The 19,639-nt window shown below is 31.9% G+C and carries 25 protein-coding genes; 18 read left to right on the forward strand and 7 right to left on the reverse strand.

Annotation, left to right across the window (positions count from 1 at the left end; all coding sequences use genetic code 11):
- Window positions 1-35 precede the first annotated feature (35 nt).
- Window positions 36-845: a MerR family transcriptional regulator gene (locus BN2665_RS23465; RefSeq protein ID WP_055669514.1), complete on the reverse strand. Its 810-nt coding sequence runs from the start codon at window positions 843-845 to the stop codon at window positions 36-38.
- 176 nt (window positions 846-1,021) lie between these two features.
- Between BN2665_RS23465 and BN2665_RS23470 the strand changes: the two genes are divergently transcribed.
- From BN2665_RS23470 to BN2665_RS23490, 5 genes are all read left to right on the forward strand, one after another.
- Entirely contained in the window at window positions 1,022-2,395 is a 1,374-nt protein-coding gene (locus BN2665_RS23470; protein WP_055669515.1) for an MATE family efflux transporter, read from the forward strand.
- A 145-nt stretch (window positions 2,396-2,540) separates the two neighbouring features.
- Window positions 2,541-3,410 (forward strand): methionyl aminopeptidase, encoded by an 870-nt coding sequence (locus BN2665_RS23475; RefSeq protein WP_154675019.1) that lies wholly within the window; start codon window positions 2,541-2,543, stop codon window positions 3,408-3,410.
- 297 nt (window positions 3,411-3,707) lie between these two features.
- A complete protein-coding gene (locus tag BN2665_RS23480) occupies window positions 3,708-3,914 on the forward strand; it encodes a helix-turn-helix transcriptional regulator (RefSeq protein WP_055669517.1) in 207 nt (68 codons plus the stop codon).
- Window position 3,915: 1 nt separating this feature from the next.
- Window positions 3,916-4,365: a hypothetical protein gene (locus BN2665_RS23485; RefSeq protein WP_055669518.1), complete on the forward strand. Its 450-nt coding sequence runs from the start codon at window positions 3,916-3,918 to the stop codon at window positions 4,363-4,365.
- A gap of 12 nt (window positions 4,366-4,377) precedes the next feature.
- Complete coding sequence (locus BN2665_RS23490) at window positions 4,378-4,584, forward strand: hypothetical protein (RefSeq protein ID WP_055669519.1); 207 nt, start codon at window positions 4,378-4,380, stop codon at window positions 4,582-4,584.
- Window positions 4,585-4,681: 97 nt separating this feature from the next.
- Here BN2665_RS23490 and BN2665_RS23495 read toward each other — a convergent pair whose 3' ends face one another.
- The 3 genes from BN2665_RS23495 to BN2665_RS23505 form a co-directional block, all read right to left on the reverse strand.
- Window positions 4,682-5,470 carry a DODA-type extradiol aromatic ring-opening family dioxygenase gene (locus tag BN2665_RS23495; RefSeq protein WP_055669520.1) on the reverse strand — a complete coding sequence of 263 codons (789 nt, stop codon included), beginning with the start codon at window positions 5,468-5,470 and terminating at the stop codon, window positions 4,682-4,684.
- Between the two features lie 32 nt (window positions 5,471-5,502).
- Window positions 5,503-6,138, reverse strand: a complete 636-nt coding sequence (locus tag BN2665_RS23500) for an NAD(P)-dependent oxidoreductase (protein WP_055669521.1) — start codon at window positions 6,136-6,138, stop codon at window positions 5,503-5,505.
- A 140-nt stretch (window positions 6,139-6,278) separates the two neighbouring features.
- Window positions 6,279-6,707, reverse strand: coding sequence for an Rrf2 family transcriptional regulator (locus BN2665_RS23505; protein ID WP_055669522.1), 429 nt, complete (start codon window positions 6,705-6,707; stop codon window positions 6,279-6,281).
- A 188-nt stretch (window positions 6,708-6,895) separates the two neighbouring features.
- Between BN2665_RS23505 and BN2665_RS23510 the strand changes: the two genes are divergently transcribed.
- The 3 genes from BN2665_RS23510 to BN2665_RS23520 all read left to right on the forward strand — a co-directional run bounded on the left by BN2665_RS23510 (window position 6,896) and on the right by BN2665_RS23520 (window position 8,608).
- Entirely contained in the window at window positions 6,896-7,291 is a 396-nt protein-coding gene (locus BN2665_RS23510) for a PTS sugar transporter subunit IIB (RefSeq protein WP_055669523.1), read from the forward strand.
- 219 nt (window positions 7,292-7,510) lie between these two features.
- Window positions 7,511-8,152, forward strand: a complete 642-nt coding sequence (locus tag BN2665_RS23515) for a hypothetical protein (protein ID WP_055669524.1) — start codon at window positions 7,511-7,513, stop codon at window positions 8,150-8,152.
- A gap of 81 nt (window positions 8,153-8,233) precedes the next feature.
- Window positions 8,234-8,608 carry a YbaN family protein gene (locus BN2665_RS23520; protein ID WP_055669525.1) on the forward strand — a complete coding sequence of 125 codons (375 nt, stop codon included), beginning with the start codon at window positions 8,234-8,236 and terminating at the stop codon, window positions 8,606-8,608.
- Window positions 8,609-9,124: 516 nt separating this feature from the next.
- Here BN2665_RS23520 and BN2665_RS23530 read toward each other — a convergent pair.
- Window positions 9,125-9,730: a TetR/AcrR family transcriptional regulator gene (locus tag BN2665_RS23530; protein ID WP_055669527.1), complete on the reverse strand. Its 606-nt coding sequence runs from the start codon at window positions 9,728-9,730 to the stop codon at window positions 9,125-9,127.
- A 172-nt stretch (window positions 9,731-9,902) separates the two neighbouring features.
- On the opposite strand from BN2665_RS23530, the gene BN2665_RS23535 reads away from it, so the two are divergent.
- Window positions 9,903-10,424, forward strand: coding sequence for an RNA polymerase sigma factor (locus BN2665_RS23535; RefSeq protein WP_055669528.1), 522 nt, complete (start codon window positions 9,903-9,905; stop codon window positions 10,422-10,424).
- 14 nt (window positions 10,425-10,438) lie between these two features.
- Window positions 10,439-11,113 (forward strand): hypothetical protein, encoded by a 675-nt coding sequence (locus BN2665_RS23540; protein ID WP_055669529.1) that lies wholly within the window; start codon window positions 10,439-10,441, stop codon window positions 11,111-11,113.
- 125 nt (window positions 11,114-11,238) lie between these two features.
- On the opposite strand, the gene BN2665_RS23545 is transcribed toward BN2665_RS23540, so the two are convergent.
- Window positions 11,239-11,442, reverse strand: coding sequence for a hypothetical protein (locus tag BN2665_RS23545; RefSeq protein WP_055669530.1), 204 nt, complete (start codon window positions 11,440-11,442; stop codon window positions 11,239-11,241).
- Between the two features lie 220 nt (window positions 11,443-11,662).
- Here BN2665_RS23545 and msrA point away from each other — a divergent pair, with 220 nt between their 5' ends.
- Window positions 11,663-12,229: a peptide-methionine (S)-S-oxide reductase MsrA gene (msrA, locus tag BN2665_RS23550; RefSeq protein WP_055669531.1), complete on the forward strand. Its 567-nt coding sequence runs from the start codon at window positions 11,663-11,665 to the stop codon at window positions 12,227-12,229.
- Between the two features lie 58 nt (window positions 12,230-12,287).
- Here msrA and BN2665_RS23555 read toward each other — a convergent pair whose 3' ends face one another.
- Entirely contained in the window at window positions 12,288-13,016 is a 729-nt protein-coding gene (locus tag BN2665_RS23555; RefSeq protein WP_055669532.1) for a WbqC family protein, read from the reverse strand.
- Window positions 13,017-13,240: 224 nt separating this feature from the next.
- Here BN2665_RS23555 and BN2665_RS23560 point away from each other — a divergent pair, with 224 nt between their 5' ends.
- From BN2665_RS23560 to BN2665_RS23595, 7 genes are all read left to right on the forward strand, one after another.
- The gene (locus BN2665_RS23560) at window positions 13,241-14,551 is read left to right on the forward strand and encodes a nucleotide sugar dehydrogenase (RefSeq protein ID WP_055669533.1); all 1,311 of its coding nucleotides are present in this window, start codon (window positions 13,241-13,243) and stop codon (window positions 14,549-14,551) included.
- A gap of 2 nt (window positions 14,552-14,553) precedes the next feature.
- A complete protein-coding gene (locus BN2665_RS23565) occupies window positions 14,554-15,528 on the forward strand; it encodes an SDR family oxidoreductase (RefSeq protein ID WP_055669534.1) in 975 nt (324 codons plus the stop codon).
- On the forward strand, window positions 15,529-16,644 hold the full coding sequence (locus BN2665_RS23570; protein WP_055669535.1) for a glycosyltransferase family 1 protein: 1,116 nt from the start codon (window positions 15,529-15,531) through the stop codon (window positions 16,642-16,644).
- Window positions 16,645-16,648: 4 nt separating this feature from the next.
- Window positions 16,649-17,842, forward strand: coding sequence for a DegT/DnrJ/EryC1/StrS family aminotransferase (locus BN2665_RS23575; protein WP_055669536.1), 1,194 nt, complete (start codon window positions 16,649-16,651; stop codon window positions 17,840-17,842).
- A gap of 13 nt (window positions 17,843-17,855) precedes the next feature.
- A complete protein-coding gene (locus BN2665_RS23580) occupies window positions 17,856-18,476 on the forward strand; it encodes a sugar transferase (RefSeq protein WP_055669537.1) in 621 nt (206 codons plus the stop codon).
- 22 nt (window positions 18,477-18,498) lie between these two features.
- Window positions 18,499-18,687, forward strand: a complete 189-nt coding sequence (locus BN2665_RS23585) for a hypothetical protein (protein ID WP_055669538.1) — start codon at window positions 18,499-18,501, stop codon at window positions 18,685-18,687.
- Between the two features lie 146 nt (window positions 18,688-18,833).
- Window positions 18,834-19,604, forward strand: coding sequence for a glycosyltransferase family 4 protein (locus BN2665_RS23595; RefSeq protein WP_154675020.1), 771 nt, complete (start codon window positions 18,834-18,836; stop codon window positions 19,602-19,604).
- The last annotated feature ends 35 nt before the right edge of the window (window positions 19,605-19,639 follow it).

The following is a 19,639-nucleotide window of genomic DNA, read 5'->3' on the forward strand; positions in this document are numbered from 1 at the left end:
TTGTTTTACTTTACTTTACATAGATTTTTAATAAATTAAGTTTTCACTAGAATCTGAATTTCAGTGATAAATTCATCTACAATACTAGTTTCATGAATGTCTATCTTGTATATTTCTATAGGCTCAGATAAAATTTCATAACCATTATCTTTTATAAAAGCAAAGAGTTTGTCCATATATTTTTTATTAGAAGAGTAAGGCCCTTTATAGGAAATACTTATGTAGAGACCTTCTTTAAGAACTAGGTTGTAGCCTGATCCCTTAGGATCTAATAGAGAGAATACAGATTTATACTCATTATATACGCCCATATGCAATTTCTCTAAATCATATATAGCACCTACCTGGGTGTTGCCTAAAAGATAGAATTTATCTTCATGTTTTTTTTGAAGCTTTTTAATGAGATAATCTACCTCTTCATCTCTGCGTATTTCTCCATTTAATTTAAGAGCTTTTCTTTCTTTTAAATGCATAAGCTTAATTTCATCTAACTTAATGCCTTCAGTGGCTTCATTGATATTCTCCATTCTTTTAAATATATTACTTTTAAGTTTAGCTAACTCCTCAATTTTTTTATCTATAAGATCAGCTTCTTCCTTTAGCATTTCCATAGTGTTCATTATGGTTCTATCATTTATATATTCCTTTATTTTTTCCATGGAAAAGTCGAAGGTACGAAGCTCTTTAATCAAATTAAGCTTCCATATATCCTTCATAGTATATAGTCTATAGTTATTAGAATCTCTTATGGGGCTTAAGAGACCTAACTCTTCATAATACATTAAAGAATCTCTACCTATGTTATAGATTTTTGAAATCTCTCCTATTTTATAATAGCTTCTCATAAAATTTACATCTCCTTGAAATAAAGCCAATATATTCATTATAATCTGTATAAGGTATCGCCCCAAAAATAACTAGTCAGTCTACTAGCATCCTTGACTAGTTATTTTTTACGATGCCTAAGAGTTGACCTTAGTATTATACCAAGGTTTATACTTTTATTAAAGAGGTGATTGTGATGGATTTGACAAAAGAAAACAGAAAAAGCCTGAGAAAGAAGTTTATAAAATATTTATTACCTTCTGCAGCAGCTATGTGGTTATATTCCCTTTATACAATGGTAGATGGAATATTTGTAAGCTGGGGGGTAGGTACTACAGCCATAGCCTCTGTAAATTTAGCTATGCCCTTTATTAATCTTATTTTTGCTACAGGCATATTTTTTGCCACAGGAGCTTCAACTTTAATTGCTATAAAATTGGGAAAGAAAGAAGAACAGAGCGCTAATGAGATATTTACTACAAATTTTATTGCTATGGTGGTTGTTGCTTTAGTAATAATGACATTAACCTTGATGAATTTAGATAGAATAGCCATTTTTCTTGGCGCTAATGAGAATACCATGGGGTATGTAAAGGAATATCTTAAAATAATAATTATATTTAATGGATTTTTTATAACCTCCTATTGCTTAGAGGTGCTTACAAAGGTAGATGGTTTTCCTTATTTGGCTATAGTAGGGGTAGTATGCTCTGCTTTAGTGAACGTAGTGCTGGATTATTTTTTCGTTATGAAGTTTCAATGGGGAGTGAAAGGTGCAGCTTATGCCACAGGAATATCTCAAGTTATGGCTACCTTGCTTTATATAGTACATTTTAATAGGAAAAAATCAAGACTGAAATTTGTAAAGTGTAAATTTAAGCTTTCTACTATTAGAGAGATACTATCCATAGGATTGCCAGATGGAGTTACGGAGGTAACCTCTGGTATAGTTATATACATGTTTAACCAAGTAATACTGAGCAAGATAGGAGACAAAGGAGTGGTTACCTATAGCATTATTTCCTATATAAATCTGTTAGTGCTGATGACTATGATAGGTATAACACAAGGGATGCAGCCTTTAACCAGTTTTTATTATGGAAAAGAGGATGAGAGAAAAGTAAATAGTTTATTTAGTATGGGTGTTAAAACCATAGCTCTCATATCTATTTTGATATTTATTATAATAAATTTATTTGCTCCATACATAGTAGGAATTTTTATGGATGGTTCTGATAATATGGAACTCTTTAATTACTCTATTAAAGCTTTAAGGATATTTTCTATATCTTTTATGCTAGTAGGATATAATATATTAATATCGGGCTTCTTTGCCTCCATAGCTATTCCAAAGTATGCTACTATGATTTCCTTATCTAGAGGGTTATTTATTATTACCTTTGCTTTATTTGTGATGAGTTCAATATTTGGGGAAACAGGCATATGGCTAGCCACAGCAGTTTCAGAGGCTTTAAGTCTTGTATTGTCATTAACTATACTTAGAGGCCAATATTTTGATAGCACACAGATATTTTCAAGGACTTCATCCTCAGGGGAAGAGGAACTCTAAAATGTAACTATTATGATAATTAAGGCATATTTTAAAAGTGTATGTATCTATAGTATAATTAAAAGTATAGATACAAAATAATAAATAATATATATACATTTGCAAGCTATATATTGCAGAAGGTATGAATTTAGGAGTTGATAAAGTGAATTTTAATAGAAATGATTTATGCTGGTGTGGCAGCGGTATTAAATATAAAAAATGCCATATAGAATTTGATGAGAAACTAAAAAGATTAGAAGCACAAGGCTTTCAAGTGCCGCCAAGATCCATAATCAAGACCAAAGAGCAGATTGAAGGTATAAAAAATAGTGCAAAAATAAATAATGCTGTACTGGATCTAGTAGCACAAAATATAAAAGAAGGCATGAGCACTGAAGAAATAGATAAACTGGTTCATGACTATACCATAGCACAAGGAGCAATTCCAGCAACCCTTGGTTTTGAGGGATATCCTAAGAGCGTATGTACTTCAATAAACGATGAGGTATGCCATGGTATTCCTAGCGAGCATATAATTCTTAAAAGTGGAGATATCTTAAATGTGGATGTATCTACTATATTCAATGGTTACTATTCTGATGCTTCTAGAATGTTCATGATTGGTGAAGTAAGCCAAGAAGCAAGGAAGTTAGTAGAGGTTTCAAAGGAATGCTTAGATAAGGGGATAGCAGCTGTAAAACCTTGGGGATTTCTAGATGATATAGGCGCTGCTATACAAGAGCATGCAAAAAAACATGGTTATTCCGTAGTAAGGGATTTTGGAGGTCACGGTATCGGTTTGGAATTTCATGAAGAGCCCTTTGTAGCTCATTATGGCAAGAAAGGGCAAGGTATGATTTTGGTGCCTGGCATGGTATTTACCATAGAGCCTATGATAAATGAAGGTTCCTATGAGATAGTAATAGATGCAGATGATGATTGGACAGTATTCACAGAAGATGGCTCTCTATCTTCTCAATGGGAACATACCATATTAGTAACAGAGAATGGCATTGAGATAATTAGTAAATAGCTTTTAAAGATACCTGGGAAAGCGACGATGATATAAGAAAACATTGTAAAACCCTATAAAATCTATGTTTTTGGGCAGCGTATGAAAAACTGAATATCACGGTGAAAATGGATATTGTTTTACATGACAATGTCCTTTTTTCATGTCCGCTACGCCGTAGAATTCAAAAATCTATGGCATATGTTCGCAAAAATTAACGTCAACATATGCAAAGTATACTCGACACTTATTGCAAAGTATACTATACTAATATAGCAAAGCTAGCTTTGCTATATTTTTGAATTGGAGGTCGATTATTTGCAAACCAGGATACGAGAGCTTAGAAAAAAATACAAGCTGTCACAAGAGGAGTTAGCAATAGCTGTGGGAACCACAAGACAAACAATTACTTCTATTGAGATTGGTAAATACACAGCTTCTCTTGTGCTTGCTTACAAAATAGCACACTATTTTGGTCTGACAATCGAAGAAGTGTTTGATTTTTCAGAAGTGGAGGAAGTCTGATATGGAGAAATACAAAAAGACTTTAGTGTATAGGATATGTATAATGATATTTTGTTTCATCATAATTCTAGTTGGCTGTTTGTTAAAAATGAATGGGGTGTTCAGCTCACAAGATACGGACGCATTTAGTGAATTTCACCAAGGCTTTCAATTAGGAATTATTGCACTTGTTGAAAGCATGTTTATTTATTTGATGGGGCGATATATTGTTACATTACAGAAACCAGAAGAATTGAAAAAGCTATATTATGCAGAACATGATGAGAGAAAAAGGACAATTAGAGAAAAGTCTGGGGGATATACTATTTTTCTATGTGCTGTTGCGATTTTGATTGTAGCAATTATAGCTGGATATTTTAATGAAATAGTATTCTACTCCCTAGTTGGCTGTAGTTTTTTCTTATTCGTAACAAGGAAAATATTGATATTTTACTATTCTTATAAAATATAGTGAGGTGAGAAGATGAAGAAGGAAAATAAAATGAGAAAAGAGTTGCAAATAGGTCTGGTGTTATTTTTTCTATTTTCCGTGACTAACTATTTTTTTGCTGTACCTGAGGTAATAAAGGGAATTTTAGCAGGATTGGCATTTTCCTTTTCAATAGTGGGCATAGTGCACATAGATACTTATTTAAGGCTTAAAGATTCGAAAAAACGTATGATTAGATAATATTTTACTAATTCCAAATTAAAGGGTGTGGAATTTTCACACCCTTTAATTTTTAGCATTATTTTAATGTTATGAATATTTATGAAATTCTGTGATACTAATGGAACTTAATGAGATCTAAGCTTAGATTAGAAAATTGAAAATAGCTAGCTGAAATCTCAGAGTTTTTATTAGTATAACCTGTACCCATGAGAATAATCAAAGGTACATAGTGATCAGGAGTGGGTACTGCCATATTTCCGTAAGGAGCTTCCTTGTAATTTACTACTTTATCTACATCGTACTTATTCAAAGCTTCTGCTATATACTTATGGAAATCTGCGGCCCAAGAGGATATATTTTCGTTAATATCCGAATAGAAATTTACCGCTCTTAGATTATGAATCATGCCTCCACTACCAATAATAAGAACATCCTCATCTTTTAAAGCTTCTAAAGACCTACCTATATCAAATTGAGTCTTTTCGGGCAAATTTGAATTTATGGACATTTGCACCACTGGTATGGTTCCCTCAGGATCCATAAGCTTTAATATAGACCAGCTTCCATGATCTAAACCTCTGTTGAAATCAATGCTGGTTTTTAAAGCAGAGGTAAGGGGACTTTCCCTTAATAGTTTTTGAGCTTTATAGGCTAAGTTTTTATCTCCTCTAACTTGTAGCTTTTCTTCATAAAGCTCTCTAGGGAAACCGTAAAAATCATAAATTAAACTGAATTCCTCTGAGGCACCTAATATAACCTCTTCATTTTCATAATGAGCAGAGATTATAAGTATAGATTTAGGTTTTTTATTCTCTATAAAATAGTTTTTTAATTGTTTAGTATATTGGTTGTCATCATAGATTATTGTAGGAGCTCCGTGCCCTACAAATATACTTGATATCATAGTAAAAACCTCCAAATTATAATTTTTTTATATTAATATGCTACTGTGAATCTCATACGGCTATGTTTTGGATTTTCTAATTCATCTATCATAGCAATGGCGTAATCTTCAGCAGAAATTCTGCTTTGACCTTGTTCGTCCACAACCAATCTTTCATTATCAGTGCGGTATTTACCAGTGCTTTCACCAGGAGCTATCATGGCAGCGGGACTTAAGTTAGTCCAATCTATTTCTGTTTCTTTTCTGTATATTTCTAGGGCTTCAGCATGAGCTGTTGCAATAGCTTTCCAAGCATCAGGGAATTCTGGAGTATCTATTAATTTTACGCCAGGTGCTACTTCTAGACTTGCGGCACCACCAATAGATAATAATCTAGGAATTCCGGCATTTTTAACTCCTTTTATTAATGCTTTAGTAGCCTCCACCAATTCATTTTCTTTTCCGGGTTTTGGACCAAAAGCACTTATCACTGCATCCTTTTCAGCAAAAGTTTTTGCTAATAACTCTCCATCAAAAACATCGCCTTGCACCAATGTTAAGTTTTCATCATAAGCTGGAGCTTGAGATAAATCTCTGATTATTGCGGTAACTTCATGGCCTCTTTTTAACGCCTCTCTTAAAATACGTTGACCAATCATTCCCTTTGCACCTATTAATACTATTTTCATTTATAAATCATCCTTCCTCTTATTATTTATATAGTTAACACAAATTATTATGAAACTTAGTTATTTAAATATATTATGTTTAAAATATAACGATGTAACTGATTTAGTTACATCTATAGGTAAAAAAAATTGAATAATATCTATTCAATTTTTTTTATTAAATCACCCACTATATCCTTCATAGTCGATTCTTTTAATATTTGCTCCATAGCGCTTTGAGCACGACATAATACTGTCTCTAGTACGCATTGAATATTGGCACCTACAGGACAGTTTACATTAGGCGCTTCATGGATTTGAAATAGTTGGTTTTCTTCAACTACTTCTACTGCCTTATAGACATCAAGAAGAGTAATATCCTCTAAACTTTTCATAAGGTAAGCGCCACCAGCACCAGCACGTACATTAACTAAACCAGCTTTTTTTAATTGTCCAAGAACTCTGCGAATAACTACAGGATTAGTGTTTACACTGCCAGCAATCCATTCTGAAGTGCACAAGTTATTTTTGTCTATAGATAATAAGGATAGAGTGTGAACCGCTACGCTGAATCTGCTGCTTATTTTCATAGTTAATTCCTCCTGTTGTAATTATTATAGTTACAACGAAAGAAAAAGTCAATAGTTTTATAAATTTTATTTAAATACATCTTTTAAATCAGATTATATGGTAGTATTTATAATATATGGTTATTTTATTATAAATGCTAAGGACTAGTTAAAAGGTTAAAAATCAATAATAAGAAGGAGAGATTTGGATGAAAACTATTATAATAGCTTGTGCTGGCGGGATGACTTCTAGTTTATTATGTACTAAGGTAATTAAGGCGGCGATTAACAGAGGAATAAAAGCTAAATTTGATAGTGTAGAATTGCTTCTTAGATGTGAAGAAAAGCAGCTTAAGGCTTTAGATTATGAATTATTGGTGCTCTATGCACCGGTTTCAGCTCTAGATGAAAGAAATGCGGATATTTTTAAGAAGTATATTAACTTAGTCCTTATTGCTCCGCAGGTTGGATATATGGAACCTATGGTAAAAGCTAATCTAGAAAAAGAGGGGCTTCCTTATAAGTTAATTGATAAAAAGCAATTTGGGCTTATGGATGGTGAAGGCATACTAAACTCTATAGAAGATGTTATTTTGAATAAATAAAACTCAGAGGAAGCTTTAAAAAGGCTTCTTTTTTACGGCTATGTTATATATGTTTACAAATAAGCATGAGGTCAAAGCAGCATAGAAAGTGGATTATTAAGTTCATTTATGATAGAATCTTATGTAGAATTTAGGAGCAGTAGTTGCATTTGTTTCACCATAGTAAAAGTTATAAAGGTGTAACAAAATTTTAGCATATAAAGAAGTAGGGGGAAGAGCATGGATAAAATTTATAATGGTATAGTTATTTTTGGAGAAATGGGGGCGGGGAAAGATGCCCTAGCAGAACAATTCTGCGCTTTAAGAGAAAAGGCTAAGATTTATAAAATAAGCGTTTTGTGCAGAGAAATGATGAAGGTATCTAAGGTTAATCCTAAGTGGAGAGGCCTAGAAAGATATATAGGACAAACTATTGCAGATAATATAAGAGAAATGGATATAAATATTATGTGCGATTACATATTAACCCTCATATATGAAAAGGGCCAAAAGAAATATGGATGGGACAATAGTAATCTAGAGGGAGAAGAATTTAACAAAGCATTACTTGAACAACTATCCGTATTAAGAAATGATGAATTATCAATAGTGGTAGGGGGACGCACCTTAACAGATTTAGAGTATTGGAAATCTAAAAATTATTTAATTGTAGGAATTAAAATAAGTAAAGAGGTAAGGAAGAATAGGCTTCTTTGCAGAGATGGAGAAGAAATGGTCAAAAATAGCAGTGCTGAACATAATACAGAGATAGAGGTTCCTAATATAATAAATAATTTATGTCATGAAGTTATTATGAATGATGGAACCCTAGAGGATTTAAAGATATCAGCGGAAGAATTGCTTGATAAATACAGTTTTTAATTATGACTTTATAGTGTTATTGATTATCATTGTTATTTATGTTATTTTAAAAGGGTAAGCTTAATATTGTGGGGGAATATCATGAATACGCTGTTAAAATTTATATATGTTATCATTGGCATGTTTTCACTTGCCTTTGGGATTATAGGAATAATAATGCCAGTATTGCCAACTACTCCTTTTCTTTTATTAGCCTCCTTTTGTTTTGTAAAGGGGTCTGAAAAATTTGACAGGTGGTTTAAGGCTAGCAGATTATATAAAAATCATTTAGAGACTTTTGTTAATTCTAGATCTATGACCAAGAAACAAAAGATATCCATATTGTTATTTGCTGACCTTATGCTGATGTTCCCTTTAATAATATTAGAGGGAATTGCAATTAAGATTTTTATAGCTATAGTAATTTTATTTAAGTATTATTATTTTATATTTAGAATTAAAACTATAGATATCTAAGTTAGCCATAAAACATTATGCATGTACATTATTAGAAGCGTTACCTAATAATGTACATGCATATATAAATTTTAGAATTTGAATTTTTATATATAATATAACTATTTATTTTTCAATTTATTAATAAAGGAATAAATAGTGTCTTTAAAATTTTTGTATAATAAAAAGCTATATAGGCCTACAAATAAAATGTTTGGAGTACTCCAAAGCCCCCAGGGAATAATAATAGTATGAAATGCAATAGCACACAAAAGACCTAAAAGAAGAAACATATCTTTACCAATGAAAAAACAAAGACTCATAAAAAGTTGATACATAAAAATAAAAATCATTATTATCTTAAGTGCGGTTAATGATATATTTGTCATAAAGTATTTGTAAAAAGGTATGAGTGCAGAATCGGACCAACTCTTATATATACTTATATCTTTTAGTGCAAAATAAAGATTTATAAAGCTTGCGAAAAAATACAAAACAGATAGAGATAGAAACAATTTACTCCTTTTCATTAAAACTTCACTCCTTATAATTGCATAGATAGTCTAGGATAGCTTTTCTTGATTTATCAATTTCATTTGTATCTCCACTGTCTGCGGTTACAAGCATTCTTTCCCAAGAAAGCATTAAGAAGCTGTAATGGCAGAGCTCACCTAACATTTCTGCATTAGTATCCTTTAATAATGCTTTTTCTTGCATTTCTTTAAATAGTGCTTTGTAAAAGATTCTTGTTCTTTTCATTATCTCATTAAGAACAAAGTCTCTGGCACTTTTATTTTTAAATTGCTCCATATAAATTATTTTCCACGATTTATATATTTGTGAAGTGATTTTTTTATTAAATTCTAGGCTTAAGCATTCTAAAACTTCTCTTAGCTTTCTGCCTTCTATTAGTGAAGAAATAGAGTGTATATCAAAAATTGTATTGCCTACAGCAGTTATGAAATTATTAATTATGGTATCTAATATTTCCTCCTTAGAAGAAAAATGATTATAAATTGAACTCTCTTTAATTCCAACTGCCTTTGATATATCTCTAATAGAAACTCCATCATAACCTTTTATGCTAAATAGATTTATAGCTTCCTCTAAAATTCTATCCTTTGTATTTTGTTTAATTTCCATTTTATCACCTCATTATAATTTTAACTAACGAGTGTTAGTTAGTCAATGTCTAAAAATTAAAAATTAATAGATATAATCCTAAAAATGTTATAGTAAAATATAGAAGATTTTAATAATTAGTGAAACTAAATAAGTACTTGGTCTATCATATATATTGAGAGGTGAGTTCAGCATGTCTACCAGGGAAATAAATGAAATGTTTACGGAGTTTTATGAGCATACGTATAAGGATATAGTTAAATATGTGCTGTCAAGGTGTGAAAATTCTTCTGATATTCAAGAGATTGTGCAAAATATTTATGTTAATTATTATAATACGTTAAATCGAGGAGTTAATATAAGAGAGCCTAAGAAATATTTATATAAGATAGCTAAGAACGAAATGTTTAAATATTACAGCATTCTAACAAGACTTAAAAGACATATCCCTTTATTCTCAAAGGAAGAAGATAAATTTTTAAACTATGAGCTGGAATTTTTATCTGAGGAAATAAACTATGATAAACTGCTTTGTGATAATGTTTGGAGTTATTTAAGAAACCAAGATATATTAACATTTAAAATTATCACCTTATATTTTATTTATGATCTTAAAATATCTCAGATTGCAGAAGAATTAAAGCTAAATGAGTCCACGGTAAAGAGCAGATTATATCGTGGATTAAAACATATTAGGGAAGAATTTGAGTTTTAGGAGGAGTGACTTTTATGAAAAAGAGTGAGGTAATAAAAAGGGCTATTGAAGAAAATTTATTAAATAAAGAAGAAATTTTAAGTAATGTAGTAAGTAAAAACACAAGACAAAATAATAATGTTTATATAAAGGATGAAAGAAAAAGCCTCATCCTTAGGGTTGTAATTGCAGTTGCCTTAGTAATAATTATAATCAATTTAGAATTTATTCCTAGATTAATGAATGGGGTTCCAACGCTTTTAAGTGGTAAGAGTAGTAAAAATTTAAATGGAAGGCTTAATGAATTTTCTATTGTAGTATATGCTGCCGATGATTCTGGGAAAAAATCAGAAGTTACTTTGCAACCAAATATAGAGAGCAGTATTGGCAAATATACTCCGGCCATGAGTAGCGTTCCGGGATTTCCTTTTAAGTGCAGTGGCGAGAATATTGAGTATGTTGAATTTGAAGTTGACTATGGAGAGTTTATTCTATGGGGAAGTGATTACAGAGTTACTAAAGCAGGGAAAAAAGCCAATACTAATAAAGATAGTTTTGTCTATTGGACCCCGCTATCAAATGAACCAATGATGGTTAAGGAAGCTAATATAACCGTTACAATTATAACAAAGGATCATAAAGATTTAAAAAAGTATATAAGAATAGGTACAGGTGAGAACTATTTATATTATGTGAAATTAATAGAATAGATAATGTACCTAAACTAAGTCTGCAGTAATATCCAAAGGATAACTGATTATGAAAGGTATGAATATATAAAATAGCCTATATGTAATAAGTACTCAATTAAACATATAGGCCTTAATATTTAATGTTAAATATATGTTTCCATATCTTGCTTTTTAACTATTTTAGTTATTATTTTTTCTTCCACAAGTTCACTTTTGCTAAAGCCTTTTCTAAAATATCTTATCTGCTTATACATATTCCCATCCATTTCAAAATCTAAAACATCTATTCTATCACCTTTATAGATAATGGGTTCTTTTGAGCCTTTTAAAAATACATGTACTTCCATATAAGTAAAGCTGTTAGAAAACAGCGCCTCCTTTCACTCTCATTGAATTACTTTTATTATACTGTAAATAAAGGCGTAAAATCTATAAATTATAACAAGTGGTACATGCAAAATAATATAATAAAGAAGTTAGTAAAAAATTTCTTTTGTGGAAAGAGGTTAAGTGAATAGATTATAATAAGAATATATATTTGATAATCTAAGGACAGGAGCTGGAGAGATGAACGATGTAGATAATGAAAAAAACTATGAAACTGCTATATTTGCAGGAGGATGTTTTTGGTGTATGGTTTCCCCTTTTGACATATTAGAGGGTATAGTTGAAGTAAAATCAGGATATACAGGTGGACATATAGAAAACCCTACATATAAAGATGTTAAGTCACAAATTTCTGGGCATTATGAAGTAGTAAGGATAATTTACGATCCAAAGGTTATAGATTATAACAAGCTGCTTCAAGCTTATTGGAGGCAGGTAGATCCAACGGATGACGGGGGGCAGTTCCAAGATAGAGGGCCTTCTTATAGAACAGCTATATTTTATACTACAGAGGAGCAAAAGCAAAAGGCAGAGGCTTCTAAAAAAGCTATAGATCAATCTAAAAGATTTCCTGATCCTATAGTAACGCCTATTCTTCCAGAGGCTAAATTTTATGAAGCAGAGGAATATCATCAAGATTTTTATAAGAAAAGTCCCAAAGAGTATAAAGATGATAGAAAAATATCAGGTAGGGATGAATTTATTAAAAAATATTGGGGAGAAGAATATTACGATATTTATGATTAAATAGTAATATAAAATAACTAGTCAGTATACTTGTATATGTGACTAGTTATTTCTTTTATTATTGTAAATGCAAAGAATCGATTAAATTTTTTCTAATAATATCTAAGGAATTATCTCCTTCATTAAACAATAAATCAAGAATGGATAAGTATGGTATAAAAGAGGTATTCATCTGATTATATTGGGGATGTATATAATCAAACCAATAAACATCAATTCCTTGATTTTTAAATTTTTCAATTTCAAGATAGGCTTTTGCCTTGACTGAGCTTATATATTGTTTTTCGCTATCTAAATTTAAATTATCAATTACACTTAATAACCTATCAGTTTTAGATCCTTGTACATTTTTTATATCAGAAGATAAAATAAAATTATTACAAGATACTCCTATTAGTTTTGATATTTCTTTAATAATACAAATATTTAGTTCTGATATTGTATTAAACTTTTTATTGTAAATGCATTCTATTTGATCAGCATATTTTTTAAAATATGGTGCTTTACAATATGAATGACAAATAGCTTTCCAATGATTTTCCTGCCACTTCTGGCTATAGTTAATGTTAACCTCATTTATCTTTTCTTGTTGACCATTATGAATTATAGGTACTGTCAACCATTGATATCCTTCTTTAGAATTTAAATTGATAATTTTATTCCTACATTGCCAGCTTCTTCTTTCAAATTGCACATCGTCATAAAACACAAAGATGTCAGCCAAATCAATCAAGCCATAATACCCTATCCATGAGAGATATGTAGGTTGAGTTATTACTATTTTCATCCTTTTTCCTCCATATTTTTTATACTGCTTTTCTTAAAATTTCTTTACATAAAAATATGAAAATAAAAATGGTTTTATGAAATATATTATAAATTTTAATCTTATTCTTTTTTAATTTTAATGTAACACTTTTTAAGTGTCGTTAATAGAATGATAATGGAGTGTTGAATTTCTTAGACAGAAAGTTACATAGAAGATTTAGCAATGATTATTAGGGGGGCTCTATGGATTTATATGAAAAAATTTTAAATAGGAAAGAAAAAATATCTGTGGTGGGGTTAGGCTATGTAGGTATGCCTTTAGCCGTAGCCTTTTCAGAGAAAGTCCATGTAATTGGATTTGACATCAATAGCAGCAAAATAGAACAGTATAAGTCTGGAATAGATTTAACTAATGAAGTGGGCAGTGAAAAGCTAAAAAGTTGTGGAGTATATTTCACCTCTGAAGAGAGGGATTTACGTAGTGCCAAATTTCATATAGTAGCGGTACCTACTCCTATAAATGAGGATACTACACCAAATTTAAAGCCTGTAATAGGCGCTAGTGAAATAGTTGGAAGAAATTTAACTAAAGGTTCTATAGTAGTTTATGAATCTACAGTATATCCAGGGGTTACTGAAGATATATGCCTACCCATACTTGAAGAACAATCAGGATTAAAGGCAGGATTGGATTTTAAAATAGCCTATTCTCCAGAGAGGATAAATCCAGGAGATAGAGTGCATACAGTAGATAATATAATTAAGATAGTCTCTGGAATGGATGAAGAAACTCTTGATGTAGTAGCAAAGGTATATGAATTAATAATTAAAGCAGGAGTCTATAGAGCTTCTACTATTAAAGTAGCAGAGGCTGCAAAGGTTATTGAAAATTCTCAAAGGGATATAAACATCGCATTCATGAATGAGCTGTCTATAATATTTAATAAAATGGGAATTGATACAAAATCGGTGTTAGAAGCATCGGGAACTAAATGGAATTTTTTAAAATTCTATCCTGGATTAGTGGGAGGACATTGTATAGGTGTAGATCCCTATTACTTGACCTATAAAGCTCAACAGCTAGGTTATCATTCTCAAGTAATACTAGCTGGGAGAAGAATAAACGATGGTATGGGCAAGTATGTGGCTGAGTGCACCCTAAAGAATTTAATAAAATCAGATAGACAGATTAAGGGTGCTAAGGTAGTTATAATGGGCATTACTTTTAAGGAAAATTGTCCGGATGTAAGAAATTCTAAAGTAGTTGACATAATAAGAGAATTAGAAGAGTACGGAATTGAAGTTAAGGTAGTAGATCCCATAGCAGACAAAGAGTTGGTATGGGATGAATATAGACTTATATTAGAGGACGTAGATAATATAAAGGACATTGATGCAGTGATATTTGCTGTGGCTCATGACGCTTTTGTCTCTATGGATTTAGATATTATAAAAAATATGCATTGTAATGATAAACCGGTATTGATTGATGTAAAAGGCATATTTCGTAAAGAAGAAGCTGTGAAAAATGGATTTTTATATTGGAGGCTTTAATTATGGGATATGGAGATGTGGTTTTTAAAAAAGGAACAAAGTTCTTGGTTACTGGCGCGGCTGGGTTTATTGGCTCTAATTTAGTAGAGGCATTGCTTAAAAAAGAGTATTTTGTAAGAGCTTTAGATAATTTTTCTACAGGAAAATTTGAAAATATAGCAGAGTTTATGAATAATCCTAATTTTGAATTTATTGAAGGGGATATTAGAGAGCTAGAAACTTGCAGTAAAGCTTGTGAAGGAATAGATTACGTGCTGCACCAGGCTGCCTTTGGGTCAGTGCCTAGATCCATTGAAATGCCCTTAGTATATGAGGAGATAAATATCAAAGGCACATTAAATATGATGATAGCAGCCAGAGATAATAAAGTTAAGAGATTTGTCTATGCATCCTCATCTTCTGTATACGGTGATGAACCTAATTTACCAAAAGTTGAAGGACGAGAAGGCCGACTTTTATCTCCTTACGCTATAACTAAAAAAGTTAATGAGCTTTATGCTAAAAACTTTTACGATTTGTATGGATTAGAAACCGTGGGACTTAGATACTTTAATGTTTTTGGAAAGAAGCAAGACCCTTATTCCTACTATGCAGCAGTTATTCCTAAGTTTATAAAAGCTTTATTAAAAGATGAAGCACCCCTAATTCATGGGGATGGACTGCAGTCAAGAGATTTCACTTATATAGAAAATGTAATAGAAGCAAATTTAAAATCCTGCACAGCACCGAAGGAAGCCTTGGGAGAAGCTTTTAATGTTGCCTATGGAGGACAAACAACTTTGTTGGAACTATATAATAAGCTGTGCAAATTATTAGGTAAAGATATAAAGCCTATCCATGGTGAGGAAAGAAAAGGTGATATAAAGCATAGTAATGCTGACATTACTAAAGGAAAAAAAGTGCTTGGATATAAACCAAAATGGGATTTTAATACAGGAATCGAAGAGGCTCTAGCATGGTATAGGGAGAATTTGTAGATGGCTGAGCCTATTAAAGTTTTAATGGTAGTTACCCAAATGGATAGGGGAGGCATGGAAAGCAGGGTAATGGATATTTATCGTGCCATAGATAAATCTAAGGTTACCTTTGATTTTTTATGTCATAGGCAGGAGAAAGGTGACTATGATGATGAAATCTTATCCATGGGTGGTAGCATATATAAAATTTGCTCTATGCATCCTAAAAATTATTTTAAGTACAAGGCGCAGCTTAGGAGATTTTTTAAAGAGCATAGAGAGTATAAAATTGTTCATTGCCAACTTAGTGCTATGAGCACCCTAGTATTAAAAGCAGCTAGGGAGGCTAAAGTACCCATTAGAATCGCTCATTCAAGAACAGCTGGTGCTAAACTGGATTGGAGACTGCCTATTCGATATATTTCTAAGCTATTTCTAAAAAAATATGCCACTGATTACTTTGCTTGCTCAAAATTAGCTGGTAAATGGCTTTTTGGCAGTAGGGCTTTAAAGACCGGAAAAGTGAAGATTATTAATAACGCTATTGACGTAATAAAGTTCACCTATAACGAAGAAGCTCGACAGCTATGGCGTGACAAGCTAGGGCTTACCAATAAATTTGTAGTGGGTCATGTAGGGAGGTTTTCCTATCCTAAAAATCATAGTTTTTTAATTTCTGTGTTTTTAGAGATTAAAAAGCAAAGAGAAGATGCTCTGCTTATTCTTGTAGGAGATGGAGAATTAAAGAAGGAAGCTCAGGATTTAGTTAATTCTTTGGGATTAGATAAAAGCGTACTGTTTATTGGCAGTGTGAGCAATGTAGCAGATTATTATCAAGTGTTTGATGTGTTTTTATTTCCTTCATTTTATGAAGGGCTTCCAGGGGCAGTTATTGAAGCTCAAGCAGCTGGAATACCTTGTGTTATTTCAAGTGCAATTACTGAAGAGGTAAAGATAACAGAGCTAGTAGAATTTATAAACCTTAAGAGGAATGCACTATATTGGGCAAATAAAGTTTTAGAAAAAGTTGATTACAGAAGAAGTAACACTTATGAACTTATTTCTCAAGCAGGCTTTGATGTAAGAACTCTTTGTAAAGAATTAGAAAGGTATTATCTTTATAGATTGAAAGGGTGATAGCATGAATGTAGCATTTTCCCCGCCGGATATTTCGGAAATTGAGATTAACGAAGTTGTTGATACTTTAAAATCAGGATGGATTACCACGGGCCCTAAAACAAAGCTATTTGAAAATAAAATAGCAGAATATGTGAATACTCCAAAGGCAGTATGTCTTAACTCAGCCACTGCTGCTATGGAAATGACTCTTAGGCTTTTAGGAATAGGCGAGGGCGATGAGGTGATAACCTGCGCTTATACCTATTCGGCCTCTGCCAGTGTTATTTATCATGTAGGTGCAAAAATTGTTATTATTGATACAGCTAAAGATTCTTTTCATATGGATTATGATCAATTAGAAGGAGCTATAACGGAAAAAACAAAGGCCATTATTCCTGTAGATATTGCAGGGGTGATGTGTGACTATGACAGGATATTTGAAATAGTTAATAGGAAACAAAAGCTCTTTAATCCATCCAATGATTTACAGAAAGCCTTTGGTAGGGTTATAGTATTAGCCGATGCGGCTCATTCCTTTGGGGCTATTTATAAGGGAAAGCAAAGTGGACAGGTGGCTGATTTTACATGCTTCTCCTTTCATGCAGTAAAAAACCTAACCACTGCTGAGGGGGGAGCGGTTACTTGGAGAGGTATTAATAGTTTTGATCATGAAGAGGTATATAAAAGGTTTATGCTACTATCTCTTCATGGGCAGTCTAAAGATGCATTAGAAAAAATAAAGCTAGGTGCTTGGGAATATGATATTGTTTATCCTGGTTATAAGTGTAACTTAACAGATATTATGGCGGCTTTAGGATTAGCCCAATTGGAAAGATATCCTCATATTTTAAAAAGAAGAAAAGAAATCATAGAAATTTATGATAAAGCACTATTAAGTAATGAAATAGATGCTTTGAAGCATTATGGTACTAATTTTTCATCCAGTGGTCATTTGTACCTTGTAAGGTTAATAGGCAAAGATGAAGCTTATAGAGATAGGGTTATAGAAAAAATGGCTAAGAAGAATATTTCAACTAATGTTCATTACAAACCGCTGCCTATGCATACAGCATATAAGACACTAGGTTTTGACATAAAAGATTATCCTAACGCTTTTGACATGTATAAGAATGAGATTACTTTACCCCTTCATACTCTATTGAAGAATGAGGAAGTAGAATATGTGATCAGCACGCTTAAAGAGAGCATTAAATAGCAGTGGAGGAAAGATGCAATTATATAGAAGGTTTATAAAGAGATTATTAGATTTGGTACTTGCTTTGGTATTAATGCCCTTTTTCTTAATATTACTATTTTTCATTGGTGTAGCAATAAAATTAGATGATAAGGGTCCTGTTTTTTATTGTGGTGAAAGACTTGGTAAACATGGCAAGACATTTAAAATGATAAAATTTCGCTCCATGAAGGTAAATGCACCTGATTGGAGATTAGAAGACGGTTCCACTTTTAATGCTGAAGATGACCCAAGACAAACAAGAGTTGGCAAATTTTTAAGGAAGACCAGCTTAGATGAAATCCCTCAATTGATTAATATCATAAAGGATGATATGAGCTTTATTGGTCCAAGACCAGACCCTATAGATTCATTAGAGATTTATTCTGAAGAAGATAAGATTTTACTTGAAGTACACCCAGGTATAACTGGATACAATCAAGCATATTATAGGAATTTATCAACTATACGAGAGAAGATAAATAATGATGTGTATTATTCTAAAAATATTTCTTTTAATATGGATCTAAAAATATTTTTCTCAACCATACCAATTATTTTTACAAGAAAAAATGTATATAGAACTAGCGTTAGCCCAAATAAGGAAGATAAATAAACGGAATGGGGTTTTATTTTCTATGAAAGTCCTATTGATTTCTGCTTATGCCAATAAACTATTAAAGTTTAGATACGAACTTATAAAAAATATAATTGATGGAGGTCATGATTTAACAATAATGGGACCGGAACCACCAGAAGATTTCGTAACCGAGTACAATAAATTAGGGTGTGACTACAAGCAAATCAGCATTGATAGAGTAATATAAATCCGATTAAGGAGTTATTATCTTTATTTAAAATAAGCAAAGAAATTAAAGCTGAAAAGGCTGATTTAGCTTTAATATATGGCATAAAGCTTATAACAACCTGCACTATTTCAGCCTGGTTAGCTAGAGTAAAAAGTATTTTCTGTGTGATAAACGGCGCGGGTACCTTATTTACAGCTAAAGGAATAAAGTCCGTTATTGTTAAGCTCATGGCCTTCCCCATAATAGCAATGGCACTTAGACTAAGCAAAAAAACTTTTTTTCAAAACAAAGACGATGCAAAAGAATTTTTAAAGCTAGGCTTGGTGAGGAAAGGTAATGTAAAAATTGTTAATGGCTCAGGGGTTAATATGGAGATATTTGCTCCAATGCCAATGCCGAAGGAGCAAATCTTTCTTCTTATAGGGAGAGTGCTACGTGATAAGGGCATATTAGAATATATACAAGCTGCTAGAAAGGTTAAAAGCGTATATCCCAGGGCGAGATTCCAAATTATTGGTCAGTTTGATATCAATCCTTCCTCCATAAAAATTCAAGATTTACAGCCCTATATTCAGGATGGGAGTATTGAATACCTAGGAGCAATAAATGATGTTCGTCCATTTTTAGCAAAGTCCTTTGTATATGTATTACCTTCCTATCGCGAAGGAACACCAAGAAGTGTCCTTGAAGCTATGGCAACAGGTCGCCCCATCATTACCACAGATGCTCCAGGCTGCCGTGAAACCGTAATTCACGGGGTAAATGGATTTTTAGTTCCTATAAAAGATGTAAATACACTAGCAGAAAAAATGCTCTGGATGATAGAGAATAGTGAAGAGGCTGAAAAAATGGGCAAAGAGAGTTTAAGAATATGTAAAGAAAAGTATGATGTGAAAAAAGTAAATGAATCTATTATAAAAACAATGAATTTATAGCTAAACATGGCGCGAGTTCTATTAAAAGTTAAACA

This window comes from Desnuesiella massiliensis (assembly GCF_001403615.1).
Lineage (GTDB): Bacteria > Bacillota > Clostridia > Clostridiales > Clostridiaceae > Desnuesiella > Desnuesiella massiliensis.